This window comes from Aedoeadaptatus coxii (assembly GCF_001553115.1).
Taxonomy (GTDB): domain Bacteria; phylum Bacillota; class Clostridia; order Tissierellales; family Peptoniphilaceae; genus Aedoeadaptatus; species Aedoeadaptatus coxii.
The window spans coordinates 124,099-139,714 of sequence record NZ_KQ960181.1; the positions used below are offsets into that span (position 1 = coordinate 124,099).

Consider the following 15,616-nt stretch of genomic DNA (forward strand, 5'->3'; position numbering starts at 1 on the left):
ATTAGTCCTCACTCTTTAATGTTTCGATGGTTTTGGATCGGAAGAGACGGGGTTTTAATTGGTAAAGGGCGATATACTTGTGGCCGTAAGTGGCGATGTAGCCGTCTTTTACCTGCACTTTTTCCTGATTGTCGCCGAAGCGAATATGGTAAGGGTGATCGGAATCCGCCCGACCCAATAATTCCCGATTGCCGTAGGCGAAAAGTTCCTCTCCCACAGATGCCAGGTGATCCACATTGCCTTCCATGACGCGGCGATCGATTTCTTTTAAATCCCTTCCGTGGCGACTTAAAATGCCGCTGTGAAGGGTGTAAAGCTTGTTGCGGTGATAAATAACATCCGAAAGGATGGGCGTCTTTTCCGTCATCAATTCCTTTCCGAGGCCGTAAAGGTGCTTTTCCGTGACAATCACCGGGTAGCGACCTTCCACGATGCGCATGGCCACTTCCATGGGAAATTCCGTATTTTCCATTCGCTCCTTGTCCCGCTTGCCGTTTTCCACATAAACCGTCGTCTTGTATCCGTTGGCCGCATTGGAAAGCTCTGTAATAACAAAGTGCTTTTCGTCTTTAAATTTAAAATCTAAAATGTAATTTTTCGTCTCGAAAACGGAATTTAAACTTCCGCTGTCCGTTGCGATAAAGAGCTTTTCCCCATCGTCGTAGCGGCAATGAAAAAGCCGCACGCCGTTTTGCACATCGGCGCGGAAAAGTTCTCCTTCTATATAATAGGATTGGCGTTCTTTTCCGTCGGGGCTGAACACCGTTACTTTTTTTATACTCTCGTCGTAGAGCATGGCATCCTTTTCTCCGAAAAAAGCCTTTTGCCCTTCCCCCATGCGGTCTACGATTTTTTTGTCGCTTCCATTATTAAAAATCAAGGCGTCGCCGTCGAAGGTCGCCAAAATTCCGCCCTTTAAAACGGCCATGTCCGTAATATCGTGTTTCGTCTTTTCGTCGAATACGAGAACGGGCCGATAGCTTATAATGGAAAGTTTTTTGATTCCGAAAGCCAGAGCGATTATAATACATAAAAAGAGGAGCAGTCTCCTCATGCGTTTATTCATTCGATTCCTCCACGTCATATTATAACGAAAGGACATGGAGTTGGAAAGGCAGTAACTACCATGAAAATAAGAGATTTTAAGGCTTTACGTTTCGACATTTCAAAAAGACCCTATGACTTCAGCGCCTCGCTGGGAGAAAAAGGTCTGAACGAAAATGTAAACTCCTTTTTAAACCATTTAAATGTAGAAAGTTCTCGCGTTTATTTTATGAACCAAACCCATTCCGATCACTGCGTAGTCTTAGACGACGACCACGCAGAAGAAGATTATTTCGGTTTTTCCATCGTGCCCGATACCGATGCCCTCATTACATCGAAAAAAGGAATCGCCCTCGTCTCCCGCATTTCCGATTGCACGCCGGTACTCCTTTACGATCCCATAAAAGGCGTGCAGGCATGCATTCATTCCGGCTGGCGCCCTACGGTAAAAAAACTTCCCCAAATTGCCCTCGACAAGATGAGGGAACGTTACGGCTCCTTGCCGAAAGATATTTACGCCTACATCGGCCCCTGTATCGGCAGAGAAAGCTTTCAAGTGGGCAAAGAAGTGAGCGAAGCTTGGCGCGACTCCTTCCCCTTTCACCGGGAAGTGATCCGCTATTCCGATGCAGAACACGATTATATCGACATGAAGCTCACCCATATTCGCATGCTGCAACAAATGGGCGTTCCCGACGATCACATCACCGTCAACATCGCCGACACCTTTACCGATCCCCGTTACCATTCCTATCGACGGGACAAGCCCGATTTTGGCAGCAATGCCCTCGTCTCCATTATAAAATAATGCCTTGACATTCCCATTACACTTTCATATACTGGAAGAGTATTTTGTGGGGGTGTAGCTCACTTGGGAGAGCGCTTGAATGGCATTCAAGAGGTAAGGAGTTCGATCCTCCTCATCTCCACCACAATTGCCGCCTACGGGCGGCTTTTTTTGTTCCCTTTTTGCTTTCGGATAGTGCAAAAGAGTCAACCTCTTTCAAAAAGGGGTAATCTTTTTTATACTTGGCCGGTGTTTTCTTTTCAACTTGACCTATCTTTTGAGAAGGCTCTATTCTATCTGTGAGCATGAAGTTTCAAAGTTTACGACAGCAGCCAAATGTTTTATTAAACATAATTTCTTGTTCAGCTGTTGAATAAAGTCTATATTTAATAGCTTTATTCATGAGAAGCAACCTCCTTTCTAAATACGTTATGGTTATATATGTAGCTTAGCTCTCTAACACTCAATTTTCTTCTATCTGCCAGATGACCTGGCTAACCTCACTGTCTATGAGAAATAGAGAAAAGACTATCTATTATTACTGATTTTTCTACCTATATAGGCTGCATGGCATATAAAAATTACTGAACATTAAAATAAATACGGAATTTAAGTCTCCGTATTTATATACAAGTTTCCTTATGTGTTTGCTATCTTATCTAATTCATCTCACGACTGAAGTCACGAGTATTTTCAGCTATTTTAATAAAAATTTAGGCTTGAAAATTACATTTAGAGCCTAAGATAAGTCTTGAAGATATGGTAATATTAAAAATATAAAGATGAGATTATTGAAACCAAGATTTAGGAGTGTGAGGCATGAAAAAAAGAATTTTGCAGAAAGTGACCTTAGTTTCAATTCTAGGAACTATGATGATTTCTAATACAGTATTTGCAGCCGGTAAGTTACCAAAAGGGATTGGAAGAACAGATGTGGGAATTAGAGTAGATGGTCAACTTCAGACAATTCCTGAAGATATGGGAAAAGCATATGTGGATGCAAAAACCAGTAGAACCATGGTACCTGTTAGATTTGTATCTGAAAAATTAGGGCATACTGTAAACTATATTGAAAAGGGAAGTAAATATAAAGATGGAGCAGTTGTAATTGGTTCAGGTAAGAATTTAGTTTTATTAGAGATTAATAGTAATAAATATTCTATTTCAGATAATAATGGTATTAGAAATGGCTCACTAGATGTATCCTCACAGGTATATGATGGTAGGACTTATGTGCCGATTAGATTCTTATCTGAAACGACAGGATATAATGTTGATTGGAAAAATAATGAAGTAATCATCAATAGAGGTTTAGAAAAACCTGATGTAAATCCCAATACGACTAAAGCCTCAGAAGTCGAAAATAATAAAAAAGAAGAAAAAATTAATACTCCAAAATGGGTAAAAAAAGAAGATAGAGCTAATAAAGATAAATTTGGAATTGAATTTAGACGTAGTTTTCAAGAAGAATTTAAGGTAGACCTTAATAATTACAGAGTTTCTATGGGATTAAATCCAGTAATTGAAAGTGAAAGCCTAAATGAAATTGCAAAAGAAAGAGTAAGGGAAGAATTAAATGGATATGTAAAAGGCATCAAACCTGACCATGTATCTGATAAAAACCTTAATGAAAACCTTGGAGAAAACTTAATGCGTTACAAAGGATGGATAGAATATAAAGGAAAAGATTTTGATGGTTGGAGGTCTTCCCCGGGACATAATGAGAATATGCTTGACGAGAACGCATATGAGTATGGATATGCAAAGGGTATTAAAGATGTAAATGGCACAAAATACATAGTGTCTATTTATGTTTTTCAATGACTAATAAGATGATTAAAATATGTAGCCACGCTCTTAAAGAACGTGGCTTATTTGTTTTAAAAATTATATTCTTGGATACTTTCAAGGGTAATGGTTGGTCTGGTTACATCCCTAAAGGTGTTCAGTCCGAAGCGACCCAAGGTATCAAGATAATTTGTTTCGATGATATTGCTTTTTCTCACTTTATCGGCCATGTGCCAACCCGGGAATTTTAATTTTGATATAATAAAGCGGAAAGGAAGTGTTTCCATGGAAAGCATTGTTGTTTTCGATTCCGGCCTCGGCGGCATTACAGCACTTATCGAAGCCATCCACGCCATGCCCCACGAACATTTTATTTATTACGGCGACACCTTGCACGTGCCCTACGGCCCCAAGGATCCCGATACTATAAAAAGCTATTTAGATCACATGATGGAATTTGTCGCGCCCTACCACCCGAAGGCCGTGCTCCTGGCCTGCAATACGGCGACGGTGACGGCGGCGGATTATTTGCGCCATCGCTATCGCCTTCCCATTATAGGCATGGAACCGGCGGTAAAACCCGCCATCGAGCGTGACGGCGAAAACAAACGCATCCTCGTCCTGTCCACGGAGGGCACGAGCCGATCTCAGCGCCTTCATTCTCTAGTGGAGCGTTTCGACAATGATCATCTCGTGGATATTTTGCCCCTTCCCAATCTCGTGGATTTCGCCGAGCGCTTGGAATTCGACACCGACGACGTCCGCGCCGATTTAGAAGCTATTTTGTCTTCTTTCGATCTCGACGATTACGGCGCCGTGGTCTTGGGATGCACCCACTTTATTTGGTATCGCGATTTATTTTTAGATCTTCTGCCCAAAGGGGTGGAGGTTTTGGACGGAAACGCCGCCACTATTCGCCAGCTTATGCGCAAATTAAACGGAAATATTTGCCGAGAAGGGGCAGGCAGCCTCGCCATCCACTTGACGGGTAAACGCCGAGAGGATGTCATGGCTTTTTTAAAGAAAACCCTGCCTATGGACTTTTCCGAAATTCCGAAAGGACATTATGAATAAAAAAACACGGAACGGGGATCTGGTCATGATCCCCGCTTTTGAACCTGACGAAAGTTTATTAATCTTTACCACATCCCTTTTAGACGAAGGCCTTCACGTCCTCGTCGTCGATGACGGATCTTCCCCCTCCTGCCGAAACATATTCGAGGCACTGGATCCTCGCATCACCCTTCTTTCCTACAAAGAAAACCAGGGCAAAGGCTACGCCATGAAATTCGCCATGGATTACATTTTACATTCCATGGTGAACGTGGAGCGCATCGTTACAGCCGATGCCGACGGCCAACATACAGTGGTCGATACCCTCGGCACGTTAGACGGGTTGGATTCCCATCCCGACGCTCTTATTTTAGGCGTGCGCTCTTTTCCCGAAAACACGCCCCTGCGTTCCAAAATCGGCAACCGCATGACGGCAAAGTTTTTCGCATTCCTCACGGGAGTGAAAAATTTAGAGGATACGCAGACGGGCCTTCGCGCCTTTTCCCGCAAGTCGATCCCCTTTATGCTGAAGGTGGACGGCGAGCGATACGAGTACGAAATGAAGCAACTCCTTCTTTGGGCTAAGGCAAAAAAAGAAATCGTACAAAAGCCCATCGAAACCATTTACAGAGACGAGGAAAATTCCACTTCCCACTACCATACGGTGCTGGACTCCGTGCGTATTTTCCGCACCCTACTGGACAACGGCCAGGCCATTTTATTTGCCCTTAGCGGCATGTTAAGTTTCGTATTGGATTACGGCCTCTTTAATTTATTTTATTTTTCGATTAAGGCCCTTACGTCCTTTTCTCCCCTCTTCTTTTCCAATGTGGCGGCGAGGATCATCAGTTGCTGTTTTAATTTTTATTTAAATCGCCATTTCGTCTTTGAATCCAAAGATTCATTACGCCGAGACGCTCTGCAATACGGCGTCCTCGTCGCAGTTCTTTTAACGGCGAACAATCTTCTCCTTTATTTTTACGGAAAAGTCCTAGCCTATTACCCGAGTATTGCCAAACTTTTTGTGGAACTCACTCTCTTTGTCATCAGTTACATCGTTCAGCGCATGTATATTTTTTCTAATCTACACTTACCCCATAAAAAATGTTAAAATGGAAATTATTTATTTTTGACACAATGGAGGTAACTGTGCATATACAAGATTATTTTGATCATTCCCATACGAAATTATCCTTTGAAATATTCCCGCCCAACGAGCGGATGACGCTAAAATCCGTTATGGCCGCCGCATCGCGCATGGTAGGTTACGAACCGGACTTTATGTCCGTAACTTTTAAGGCCGACGGCAGCGGCGGCGATCAGACGGTGCAAATCGCAAAAGCCGTCGACCATATTATGGGCGTGCCGTCCATCGCTCACTTAACCTGCTCCGGCATTCCCAAGTCGGAACTGGAGGATCGCCTGGCGGAACTTCAAGAGGCCAACATTCAAAATATTTTGGTGCTGGGCGGCGATTCCAAAAGGGAGCTCGGCGAATACGCCTACCTTCCCTATGCCAAGGACATGGTGCGCTATTTTAAAGAGCGCGGCGATTTTACCATCGGCTGTGCCTGTTTCCCCGAGGGCAATAATCCCGCCCTTTCCATGGAAGAAGAACTCGATTACTTAAAGGAGAAAGTCGATGCCGGCGCCGACTTTTTAACCACTCAAATGTTTTTCGACAACGAAGTATTTTATCGCTTCTTGGACGCCGCCAGGGCCAAGGGAATCGACGTGCCCATCCTCGCGGGCATTATGCCCATTACCGCCGCCGGCCAAATTCGACGGATCGCCGATTTAAGCGGCGCGAAACTTCCCCGCACCCTTACGGATATGGTGGCGCGCTTCGGCGACAATAAAGAGGCCATGTTCGATGCAGGCGTTACCTTTGCCGAACATCAAATGGCGGATCTCGCCGCCCGCGGCATCGACGGTGTCCACGTCTACACCATGAACAAACCCGCCATTCCCGAACGCATCGTAAATGATATCGGGAGTCTCTTCAGATGATGGATTTCCCCGCCATTCACTACATGCCGGACATTCCCTTTGAGGACTTTAGGCGACGGGAAATTTACCGCTATTTACGATTGGAAGGCTCCGAGCCCGACGAAGAAACGAAGGCGGATGTGGAGCAAAATTTACGGCGACTTATGGAAACGGCGCGCATTGCCAAGACGGCGGAGCTTCGCCCCGTTCGTCGGGAAGGAAATATTCTTCATTTCGGCAGTTTTCAAACGGAAAGCCGGGTGCTCGCTGAAAATTTAAAGACCAGCGAGTACGTCGTCCTCTTTGCCATTACATTAGGTGCCGCCGTGGATCGTCTCATTAATAAGCTAACCGTGCTTTCCAAAACCGACGCCTTTATGACCGACGCTTGTGCCACGGAAATGTTGGAGTCCTACGCCAACGACTACTGCCGGGAAATAAAAGAGGCGGCAGCTCCCTACGATTTGACGACGCACCCCCGCTTTTCCACCGGCTTTGCGGATTTCGGATTGGAACACCAATGGCCTTTGATTCGCACGCTGAAAGCGGATAAAAAAATCCACATCGCCTTAACCGACGGCAATATGTTAATTCCCACGAAGACCATTACGGCGATTATGGGCCTGGACAAAAGGAGGTAAGATGACGCTACTTCAGGATTTAAAAACAAAACGACTGTATTACGACGGCAGCTGCGGCACGTACTTGCAAAATAAAGGGCTGGAAGCAGGCGACATTCCCGAACTGCTCAATCTCCGATCCCCCGATCTCATCGTGGACATGCACCGCGCCTATTTAAAAGCGGGCGCCGACATTATTTTGACCAATACCTTTGGCGCCAATCGACTGAAATTTAAAGACGAAAACATCAGCGTAAACGAGGTGGTTACCGCCGCCGTCGACAACGCCAAGCGCGCCGTCGCCTTGGAAGGCCACGGCTACGTTTCTCTGGATATCGGCCCTCTCGGAAAAATTTTGGCTCCCGTCGGCGATTTGGCTTTTGAAGAAGCCTACGATTATTTCAAAGAAATCGTCATCGCCGGGCGCGACGCCGGTTGCGATCTAATAACCATCGAAACCATGTCCGATACTTACGAAATCAAGGCGGCCATGTTGGCTGCCAAGGAACACGCCGACCTTCCCCTTTTCGTTACGGGTGCTTTTCAGGAAGACGGGCGGATGCTCACCGGCTCTTCCATCGACGCCTTTGCGGAGCTGGTCACCTCTCTCGGCGCAGATGCCATGGGCATGAACTGCAGTTTCGGCCCGGTGGAAACCCTTCCCTTAATGAAGGAACTTTCGGAAATCGCCACCATTCCCCTTATTGCAAACCCCAACGCCGGCCTACCTGTCGTGCGCGACGGCAAAACTTTTTACGACATCGACGACGACGATTACGCCGAGTACATGGTCGCCTTCGCCGAAACGGGCGTGCAAATCATCGGCGGTTGCTGCGGCACTTTCCCCTCTTATATTGAAAAAACCGTGGAGCGAACGAAAGACATGCCCATTGCATCTCCTCGCGGCCGATTGCGCACGGCGCCCTCTTCTTACACCCATATCGTGGATATCGGCGAAAAGCCCTATATGATCGGCGAGCGACTGAATCCTACGGGAAAAAAATACTTACAACAAGCCCTTAAAGATCGCCACACATCCGCCGTCCTCGCCATCGCCTTGGAAGAGGAAGAAGACGGCGCCCACATTCTCGACGTCAACGTAGGCGTCCCCGGTCTCGACGAAGCGGAAGTGCTGCCCAATCTTATTCGCGAATTGCAGGGGGTGACATCCCTTCCCCTTCAAATCGACACCACCAATGTTGACGCTATGGAAAAAGCCGCGAGAATTTATAACGGCAGGCCCCTCTTAAATTCCGTCAGCGGCAAAAAAGACGTTATGGACGCCATCTTTCCCATTGCGAAAAAATACGGCGCCCTCTGCGTCGCCCTTTTGCTCGACGATGACGGCATCCCGAAGACCGTAGATAAGCGTATGGAAATCGTCGACGCCATTTTAAAAGAAGGGGCGCGCTACGGGTTAAGCAAGGAACACTTCTTATTCGATCCCCTGGCCATGACCATCTCCAGCCAAAAAAACGGGGCTACGGTCGTCCTCGAAACCCTTCGCCGTTTAAAAGAACGGGGCCTTCACTCCACACTGGGCGTCTCCAATATTTCCTTCGGCCTCCCGAATCGCGACGCCATTAACGGCCACTTCTACGCCATGTGCCTCGCCGCCGGACTTAGCGCCGGCATCGTCAACCCCTCTTCCACCGCCATGCAGCGAGCCTATAAATCGTCCATGGCGCTTCTGGAACACGATCCCGATTTTAACGATTTTATTCAAGCCTTCGCCGAAGAGGAAGCGGAAATAAAAGCCGCCGAAGGAGAACACGACCTTTCTTACGCCATCGAAAAAGGCTTGGCGAAAGAGGCGAAAGATCTCGCCGACGGTCTTCTCGCCCATCGGGAACCTATCGACATTATTAACGACTTCCTCGTGCCCTCGTTAGATAAAGTGGGCAGAGAATTTGAAGCGAAGACCCTCTTCCTTCCCCAGCTTTTGCGCGCCGCCGATGCCGCCGCCGCTGCCTTCACCGTCATTCGCAAGCGAATGGATGAAAAGGGAACTGCCGCGGAAAATAAAGGCCGTATCATCGTCGCTACGGTAAAAGGCGATATTCACGATATCGGCAAAAACATCGTCAAGGCCCTCCTGGAAAATTACGGATTCGATATTATCGATTTGGGAAAAGATGTGCGCCCCGATACGGTGGCGGAAAAAGTCATCGAATACGATGTTAAACTCGTAGGCCTTTCGGCTCTTATGACAACGACGGTGCCCTTTATGGAAGCCACCATCCGCTTGATTCACGAAAAATCGCCGGATACGAAAATTATGGTTGGCGGCGCCGTACTCACAAAGGAATACGCCGACGAAATCGAAGCCGATCGCTACTGCAAAGATGCCATGGCATCGGTACGATACGCGGAGGAATTATTCAACTAACAGCACACAAAAAAAGAGCGGACATCCGCTCTTTTTTATTTGAAAAATTCTTCCGCCGTCTCGCTAATGGCAGGCTCTTCCATTTCCACCATGCGATACTCGATGACGTCGGCAAGGGTTAGAGGATCACCTTCAAATTTTTGGAGCATATCGTCCAGATGTTCCCCTTTTCCAATGCCCAAAATGCCGTGGGCGCGGCCGCCCATCATGAGAATATGCCCCTCATCCATTCCCTTTTTTACAAAGGATTCAAATGCAGTGCGCAATTCTTTGTTTTCTTCCTCTTCCAGGGAAAATTGGAAATTCTTAAACTTACCTTCTATGACGTAATACTTCATAATTCCTCCTTTACGACGGTAATCATGCCGTCGGAAATCCCTATGGCGTCCGGATGGTCGGCGATGTAATCTGCAATGTCGCAGGTGATCCGCTCGCCATAGGTAATAATAGGTATGCCCGGCGGATAGGGCGTAATCGTGTCGGCGGCAATACATCCCACACTTTCTTTTACGGAAACAGAACGTGTCGGGCTGAAAAAAGCCTCCCTCGGTGAAAGTACGACTTCCCCTTTAGGCATTTTCTTCATGTGGAAACTTTCCACCTTACCCGTCGGCAAATCTTTTAATTTCCCCATGAGCTTTCGAAAATCCTCGTCCGTATTGTAGGGCGATAGAATAGCGAGGGCGTAGTAGCGGTCGCCCATTTCCAAGTGAACGCCTCTCTTCGCCAGCGATTCCACGACCTCATCCCCTCGTCTCCCCGCCATATGAAAGAGAAGTTTACCGGGATCGTGAGCTATCAATCCATCGCTCTTACGATTCGGCACGTAAAGATCGGAGACGTTTTGGATAATCTCCTCCCGCCAACGATTTACCCTTTCATCGTCGTAGCCCCCTTCCATGGCGGCGACGGCAAATTCCGAGGACAGCATGGTTAAATAAGAGGGCGATGTGGAGAGAAAATGCTGCATCCCCTTTAAAAGACGTCGGTTATTTTCTTCCTCTTTCAAATGGAGAAGGGCGGCTCCCGTAAGAGCAGGCGCCGTCTTGTGGAGAGATTGCACCATGTAATCCGCATAGTGCACGGCGGAAAACGCCCTAAGTTCACTGAATGGCAAATGGGCGCCGTGTGCCTCGTCGACGATTAACTTCTTCCCTCTTTTCCCCACAATGTCGGCGATGGCCTTTAATGGCAAAATGCCGCCGAAATAATCGGGGCTCGTCAAGAACACGGCGGTGACGTGAGGGTTTTTATCGAGGGCTTCTTCCACGGATTCCGGCGTAATACCTGCAAACAGCCCGGTCGCCTCGTCCACTTCCCCGTCTAAATAAGAAAGCTTCAAATCCAAACTGACCGCCCCGTGAAAGAGGGAGAGATGGCTGTTGCGCTGAACGAGTACGCAATCCCCCGGATTCGTAGCGAGGAAAAGGGCGATTTTAATGGCGGTGGTGGAGCCTGCCGGCACCATCACCGTCTGCGCCACGCCGTAAGCTTTCGCCATCTCTTCCTGAGATGCTTTAATGCAATCCTCCGGGTTCAGGAGATTGTCGGCGCCGACGATTTCCGTCAAATCCTCTCGCCAATCGAAATCGAAGGTCACCCGATTTTTATGGCCGGGCATGGCGAAATTGGCATCCCCTCGAAAAGATGTGAGCCGTTCAAAAAGTGGTCGCTTCACATTAATACCCCGTGCGGCGTAAGCGCGCATTTCGTTGCCCTTCGCTCATACTGTTATAGACGGCGCGGAGTTTTTCGAGCATCTCCTCTTTTTCCGAAAAACGCCCGATCACCGGCGCCATATTGTAGGCGTGGCCGCCGAAGAAAAGCGCCCGATCATTTAATTCCAAATGCTCCAAAAGGTGAATTTCCTCCAGAAGAATTTCCCCTTCCGTCAAGGGAATATAATCCCCGCGAATCATTTCCAGCTCCAATTCCGTACCCGGATGAACGGATGTAGTAAGAGGTGCCACACTTCGCGGCTGATGTTTATTTAAAAGCGCCGCCGTCTCTTCGGCGTGAATCATGCTGTATTCTTTCCCCGCAATACCCGTCATAACCATGCAGATCCAATCAATGTCGGCTTCTTCCAACTTGGCCAGTTCCCGGTATTCGTCTTCTTGAGTACAGCCCTTTTTAATGCGCTTTAATGTCGGATCGTGGGCCGTTTCGATGCCGATGTAAAGCTGATCATACCCCGCTTTTCGAAGGCGCTTTAAATCCTCCACACTTTTGCCCTTAATATCGAAAATCGACGCGTAACACGTAATGGTTTCCACGAGCGGCAAGTAATCGTGAATCCAATCGGCGAGCTGTAAGAGATACTTCGTGTCTAAAATAAAAGGGTCGCCATTTAAGAGAAAAATCCGATCGATGCGATCGCTGAATTGAGAAAGCTCCTGAAGATCGGCGAGAATTTGTTCTTTCGGCGCCCGGCGAAACGATACATCTTTATACATCGAGCAATAGGTACATTTATTGTGGGAACAACCCACCGTTACCTCGAGCAAGGGGCTGTAAGCCTCTCGGGGAGGGCGAAATGTCTGTCCTGTATAGTGCATGGTGCATCCTTTCTAATTCCATAAGTTAAGTGATTACCTTAACTATACCATGACCTAAGATTCCTCGCTATCATTTGCACATTTCCGCGGAATAAAAAAAGCCTCGACGAACGAAGCTTTCTTGTAAAAGGTCATTTTATTTTTCCCGTTTTTCCCGTATAAGAGCGTGTAAGAGAAAAAGCACCACGGCGAAAATAGCGATGACGAACATTCCCTTTAAAAAGCTGACGCCGAAAAAAAGAAGGGACAAACCGACGACGCTTGCGCCGTTTACCATGACCCCGCCCAAACCGACCGGTCCTTTGTTTTGGTACGTATAGCCTTTTCGAATTTCGTAGCGATAGAGGATAAAACCGATGACGGCAATGGCGCTTCCCGCCACTTGTTGCCAATCGGTGACCTCGCCGACGAGGCCTGCGAGCCCTGCCACTTGGCGAAGACTAAGGGCGATGAGGGCGACGAGGAGATACGAACGTAATTTTAAAAGATGTAATGATTTCACGGAGCCTCCTAAAAATAAAATGTGTTTACTGAAAGTTTATCACATTCCCATTCTGAGGCAATAAAAAAACGCAGCCTTCGCTGCGCTTTTCTTATCCTATTAACATAAAGAGCAAGTGAGCCGATACACCTGCGATTAAACCGCCGATGGTGTGAGATAAAATGGCTTTACCTGCCAAGGGGCGAGATTCCAAAGCATCCATCATACCGATGTGGGTACTGAGGTAGCCCGACCAGCACATACCCATAGCCGTAAAGACGGCGATATCATTGGGAAGTGCGGCGCCCGTTTCGATAAAGTTCGGAACGAGGGAAATAGCTGCGCCAACAGCACCTAATGCCGTAATGGGGAATGCAATGGCTTCGGGAGAATGGAAACCGAATAAGGGTTCGAAGATAAATTGTAGCTTTTGACCTACAAAAGGTAAGAACTTAACGCCTTCGTAAGCGGCGCCCGTATATTGGCCGTTTTCGCCCGGGCCAAAGGTAATCATCATGACGAAAGTACATACGATGAGAACGCCGGGGATAATGGACATACCCATTTCAACGCCGTTCTTGCCCCCTTCGAGGAGAGCATCCAATGTTCTTTGGAAAAGATTACCTTCGCGGATGTAACGGAATTCGCTCTTGGAATCCAAATCATCCACGTCCATGTTTTCATCATAAGGCTCTTCGGCTTTGTCGCCGTAGTATTTTTTCGTTTGCGCCATCATTAAACGCACACTGACGACGGAGCCGATAATGGCGCCCACATTCCCAATAATAGCGGGAACGATAAATTCCGTGCCTTGGGCAATCATAAAGGTGGTAACGATAAGCCCCATCCCGAATGATGTACCTAAATTACAGAGCGCCGGTACTTGGTATTTCTTAAAGTACTGAGTAAACGTCTTGTCCTTAGCAAAAGATATGATCGCCGGATTATCCGATAAATATGTCGCTACTGCCCCGGTAATACTTGCGCCGGGCAGACCCCAAATCGGTTTCATGAGGGGAGCAAAGATCTTGTTAATAAGAGCAATTGCGCCGAACTCCGATAAAACCCCGCTTATAGCGCCGGCTAAAACCGCCATGGCCATAATTAAAAATACAGTCGATAGTAGCAGATCGTGTGCCGTTGCCATCATCGTTTTGAACATCATGCCGACGCCCATTTTGCGACCGATCAAGGCAAATCCACCGATGAATATGACGAGGAATACGAAAGTTTCAAGCCCTATTGCTTTCACTTTTTTCTTGCCGTTCGTGCCATCCATAAAAAACCTCCGTGCACTATACCGTAGTGCTTCTAATTTACTTTTTACAATGATTTGTCTATTCTAGCATGTAGACGACGATCAATCTTTAAATATATTATAATTGATCGTGATCGTTTAATCAATAGCAAACTTATTATTATCGAAAATCTAAATATTCAAAAATTTAAACCTGATGAATTAGGCATTCTTTTTTAACATGAAAATACATGGATAGATTCGACAAATACAGAACTTTTTTATTCTTTCAATATAGTGAACTCCTCCCCAAAATGTTTAAAAAAAAACGGCCCGAATGCACTGACCCCCGAAAGTTGGACCAAAAAATCCAACCTTTGGGGGTCTTTTAATGGCAAAATACAGTTACGAATTGAAGAAGAAAATTGTCGAGGAATACTTGTCCGGGAAGACAAGTTACCATGCCTTAGAATCAAAGTACCATGTCGAAAATTCACAAATTTTGAAATGGGTCAACAATTACAAGCATTTTGGTGATGAAGGTTTAATGCGCTCTAGAAATAAACGTGAGTACAGTGTAGAGTTTGAGTTAGAAGCCATTACACGCTACGAAACGAGCGAATGCAGCTACCAATAATTGGCCTTTGAACTCGGTATGACGAATCCGTCCATGATCGTCAACTGGCGAAAGCAGTACCGAGAGAGGGGCATTGAGGGGCTGCGATCATATAAGTGAGGTAGACCTGTGACAAAGAAAAACGCCTGTAATCAACCACCGAAGTCTGCAACTAAGAAGGAGCCTCTTGATGCATCCACACGGGAGGCATTAGAAAACCGCATCAAAGAACTAGAGGCAGAGAATGAAAAGCTCACCATTCAAAAGATGTTCTGGGAACAGTTAAGGAGTTTGGAAAGGGAAGAAACAATGAACAAAAGGCGAGGATCGTCGCCAAACTCCGAGAACAATTCCAACTGACCAAGATTCTTGCCGCCATCAACTTTCCAAAATCCACCTTTATGTACTGGCAGAAAAAGTGGAGCGAAAAAGACAAAGACCAAGCCTTGAAAGATGAAATTCTCTCCATTCGGCATGAACACAAAGACTACGGCTACCGAAGGATCCACTTGGAGCTGAAGAATCGAGGTTGGTCCGTGAACAAAAAGAAAGTTCCGCGACTGATTCAAGTTATGGGCCTTCAAGTTCTCTCCTATGGAAGAAAATACAAGAAATACAACTCGTACAAAGGCGTTGTCGGTCACATCAAGAAAAATCGAATCAACCGACGCTTCAATACCTCCATCCCCTACCAAAAAATAACCACCGACACCACAGAATTCAAATACTACGAAGAAGATCAAACGGGAAAACTTCAAACAAAGAAACTCTATCTCGATCCATACATGGACCTGTACAATCCTGAAATCATAAGCTACGTCCTCTCCGATCAGCCCAACGGGGTCACCATGCTACGAAGCTTGGAAGAAGCCATCGAGCGCACCGATACCTGCCCCTACCGCCGCACCTTCCACTCCGATCGCGGGTGGGGCTACCAAATGACCGCCTACCAAGCCATGCTGGAAGAACATCACATCTTTCAAAGCATGTCGAGAAAAGGCAATTGTTATGACAACGCACCTATGGAGAACTTCTTCAGTGTACTGAAAAGAGA

At 46.7% G+C, this 15,616-nt stretch carries 18 protein-coding genes and 1 tRNA gene; 12 read left to right on the forward strand and 7 right to left on the reverse strand.

Annotation, left to right across the window (positions count from 1 at the left end; translation table 11 throughout):
* Position 1 precedes the first annotated feature (1 nt).
* Positions 2–1,066: a hypothetical protein gene (locus HMPREF1863_RS06295; protein ID WP_068368734.1), complete on the reverse strand. Its 1,065-nt coding sequence runs from the start codon at positions 1,064–1,066 to the stop codon at positions 2–4.
* A gap of 60 nt (positions 1,067–1,126) precedes the next feature.
* Here HMPREF1863_RS06295 and HMPREF1863_RS06300 point away from each other — a divergent pair, with 60 nt between their 5' ends.
* Positions 1,127–1,852, forward strand: coding sequence for a purine nucleoside phosphorylase YfiH/LACC1 family protein (locus HMPREF1863_RS06300; RefSeq protein ID WP_068368737.1), 726 nt, complete (start codon positions 1,127–1,129; stop codon positions 1,850–1,852).
* Positions 1,853–1,900: 48 nt separating this feature from the next.
* A tRNA-Ala gene (locus HMPREF1863_RS06305) sits at positions 1,901–1,976 on the forward strand.
* Positions 1,977–2,144: 168 nt separating this feature from the next.
* Here the strand turns inward: HMPREF1863_RS06305 and HMPREF1863_RS09495 are convergent.
* The gene (locus tag HMPREF1863_RS09495) at positions 2,145–2,234 is read right to left on the reverse strand and encodes a helix-turn-helix domain-containing protein (RefSeq protein WP_083508546.1); all 90 of its coding nucleotides are present in this window, start codon (positions 2,232–2,234) and stop codon (positions 2,145–2,147) included.
* Positions 2,235–2,650: 416 nt separating this feature from the next.
* Between HMPREF1863_RS09495 and HMPREF1863_RS06310 the strand changes: the two genes are divergently transcribed.
* Genes HMPREF1863_RS06310 through HMPREF1863_RS06340 form a run of 7 tightly spaced genes read left to right on the forward strand, consistent with a single transcriptional unit; the run spans position 2,651 to position 9,670 of the window.
* Positions 2,651–3,655 (forward strand): stalk domain-containing protein, encoded by a 1,005-nt coding sequence (locus HMPREF1863_RS06310; RefSeq protein WP_068368740.1) that lies wholly within the window; start codon positions 2,651–2,653, stop codon positions 3,653–3,655.
* Entirely contained in the window at positions 3,652–3,870 is a 219-nt protein-coding gene (locus HMPREF1863_RS09255; RefSeq protein ID WP_198142721.1) for a hypothetical protein, read from the forward strand. The genes HMPREF1863_RS06310 and HMPREF1863_RS09255 overlap by 4 nt, the downstream gene beginning before the upstream one ends.
* Before the next feature lie 34 nt (positions 3,871–3,904).
* Positions 3,905–4,693 carry a glutamate racemase gene (murI, locus tag HMPREF1863_RS06320; RefSeq protein ID WP_068368747.1) on the forward strand — a complete coding sequence of 263 codons (789 nt, stop codon included), beginning with the start codon at positions 3,905–3,907 and terminating at the stop codon, positions 4,691–4,693.
* Positions 4,686–5,783, forward strand: coding sequence for a bifunctional glycosyltransferase family 2/GtrA family protein (locus HMPREF1863_RS06325; protein ID WP_068368750.1), 1,098 nt, complete (start codon positions 4,686–4,688; stop codon positions 5,781–5,783). Before murI ends, HMPREF1863_RS06325 begins: the two co-directional genes overlap by 8 nt.
* Before the next feature lie 38 nt (positions 5,784–5,821).
* The gene (locus HMPREF1863_RS06330) at positions 5,822–6,682 is read left to right on the forward strand and encodes a methylenetetrahydrofolate reductase (protein ID WP_068368753.1); all 861 of its coding nucleotides are present in this window, start codon (positions 5,822–5,824) and stop codon (positions 6,680–6,682) included.
* Positions 6,679–7,302, forward strand: a complete 624-nt coding sequence (locus tag HMPREF1863_RS06335; RefSeq protein WP_068368756.1) for a hypothetical protein — start codon at positions 6,679–6,681, stop codon at positions 7,300–7,302. The genes HMPREF1863_RS06330 and HMPREF1863_RS06335 overlap by 4 nt, the downstream gene beginning before the upstream one ends.
* 1 nt (position 7,303) lies before the next feature.
* Positions 7,304–9,670 carry a homocysteine S-methyltransferase family protein gene (locus HMPREF1863_RS06340; RefSeq protein WP_068368759.1) on the forward strand — a complete coding sequence of 789 codons (2,367 nt, stop codon included), beginning with the start codon at positions 7,304–7,306 and terminating at the stop codon, positions 9,668–9,670.
* A 35-nt stretch (positions 9,671–9,705) separates the two neighbouring features.
* Here the strand turns inward: HMPREF1863_RS06340 and HMPREF1863_RS06345 are convergent, their stop codons facing one another.
* The 5 genes from HMPREF1863_RS06345 to HMPREF1863_RS06365 form a co-directional block, all read right to left on the reverse strand.
* Positions 9,706–10,008, reverse strand: coding sequence for a hypothetical protein (locus tag HMPREF1863_RS06345; RefSeq protein WP_068368761.1), 303 nt, complete (start codon positions 10,006–10,008; stop codon positions 9,706–9,708).
* Complete coding sequence (locus HMPREF1863_RS06350) at positions 10,005–11,348, reverse strand: aminotransferase class I/II-fold pyridoxal phosphate-dependent enzyme (protein ID WP_198142722.1); 1,344 nt, start codon at positions 11,346–11,348, stop codon at positions 10,005–10,007. Before HMPREF1863_RS06350 ends, HMPREF1863_RS06345 begins: the two co-directional genes overlap by 4 nt.
* A gap of 1 nt (position 11,349) precedes the next feature.
* Entirely contained in the window at positions 11,350–12,228 is an 879-nt protein-coding gene (locus HMPREF1863_RS06355) for a radical SAM protein (protein ID WP_068368768.1), read from the reverse strand.
* A gap of 136 nt (positions 12,229–12,364) precedes the next feature.
* Complete coding sequence (locus HMPREF1863_RS06360; protein ID WP_068368770.1) at positions 12,365–12,730, reverse strand: hypothetical protein; 366 nt, start codon at positions 12,728–12,730, stop codon at positions 12,365–12,367.
* A 91-nt stretch (positions 12,731–12,821) separates the two neighbouring features.
* Positions 12,822–13,988, reverse strand: a complete 1,167-nt coding sequence (locus tag HMPREF1863_RS06365) for a CD0519/CD1768 family membrane protein (protein WP_068368773.1) — start codon at positions 13,986–13,988, stop codon at positions 12,822–12,824.
* Positions 13,989–14,337: 349 nt separating this feature from the next.
* Here HMPREF1863_RS06365 and HMPREF1863_RS09150 point away from each other — a divergent pair, with 349 nt between their 5' ends.
* The 3 genes from HMPREF1863_RS09150 to HMPREF1863_RS06380 all read left to right on the forward strand — a co-directional run.
* Positions 14,338–14,583 (forward strand): helix-turn-helix domain-containing protein, encoded by a 246-nt coding sequence (locus tag HMPREF1863_RS09150; RefSeq protein WP_068368776.1) that lies wholly within the window; start codon positions 14,338–14,340, stop codon positions 14,581–14,583.
* A 108-nt stretch (positions 14,584–14,691) separates the two neighbouring features.
* Positions 14,692–14,922 (forward strand): hypothetical protein, encoded by a 231-nt coding sequence (locus HMPREF1863_RS09155; protein WP_068368779.1) that lies wholly within the window; start codon positions 14,692–14,694, stop codon positions 14,920–14,922.
* Positions 14,835–15,616 (forward strand): IS3 family transposase (locus HMPREF1863_RS06380; RefSeq protein WP_198142728.1); only part of this gene is annotated, 782 nt, incomplete at its 3' end. The genes HMPREF1863_RS09155 and HMPREF1863_RS06380, both read left to right, overlap by 88 nt.

Excerpts from the sequence above, each read along its gene's own strand:
- HMPREF1863_RS06295 (WP_068368734.1), bottom strand. The coding sequence starts at position 1,066 with ATGAATAAACGCATGAGGAGACTGCTCCTCTTTTTATGTATTATAATC.
- HMPREF1863_RS06355 (WP_068368768.1), bottom strand. The coding sequence starts at position 12,228 with ATGCACTATACAGGACAGACATTTCGCCCTCCCCGAGAGGCTTACAGC.
- HMPREF1863_RS09495 (WP_083508546.1), bottom strand. The coding sequence starts at position 2,234 with ATGAATAAAGCTATTAAATATAGACTTTATTCAACAGCTGAACAAGAA.
- HMPREF1863_RS06345 (WP_068368761.1), bottom strand. The coding sequence starts at position 10,008 with ATGAAGTATTACGTCATAGAAGGTAAGTTTAAGAATTTCCAATTTTCC.
- HMPREF1863_RS06310 (WP_068368740.1), top strand. The coding sequence starts at position 2,651 with ATGAAAAAAAGAATTTTGCAGAAAGTGACCTTAGTTTCAATTCTAGGA.
- HMPREF1863_RS06325 (WP_068368750.1), top strand. The coding sequence starts at position 4,686 with ATGAATAAAAAAACACGGAACGGGGATCTGGTCATGATCCCCGCTTTT.
- HMPREF1863_RS06365 (WP_068368773.1), bottom strand. The coding sequence starts at position 13,988 with ATGGATGGCACGAACGGCAAGAAAAAAGTGAAAGCAATAGGGCTTGAA.
- murI (WP_068368747.1), top strand. The coding sequence starts at position 3,905 with ATGGAAAGCATTGTTGTTTTCGATTCCGGCCTCGGCGGCATTACAGCA.
- HMPREF1863_RS06300 (WP_068368737.1), top strand. The coding sequence starts at position 1,127 with ATGAAAATAAGAGATTTTAAGGCTTTACGTTTCGACATTTCAAAAAGA.
- HMPREF1863_RS09255 (WP_198142721.1), top strand. The coding sequence starts at position 3,652 with ATGACTAATAAGATGATTAAAATATGTAGCCACGCTCTTAAAGAACGT.
- HMPREF1863_RS09150 (WP_068368776.1), top strand. The coding sequence starts at position 14,338 with ATGGCAAAATACAGTTACGAATTGAAGAAGAAAATTGTCGAGGAATAC.
- HMPREF1863_RS06335 (WP_068368756.1), top strand. The coding sequence starts at position 6,679 with ATGATGGATTTCCCCGCCATTCACTACATGCCGGACATTCCCTTTGAG.
- HMPREF1863_RS06340 (WP_068368759.1), top strand. The coding sequence starts at position 7,304 with ATGACGCTACTTCAGGATTTAAAAACAAAACGACTGTATTACGACGGC.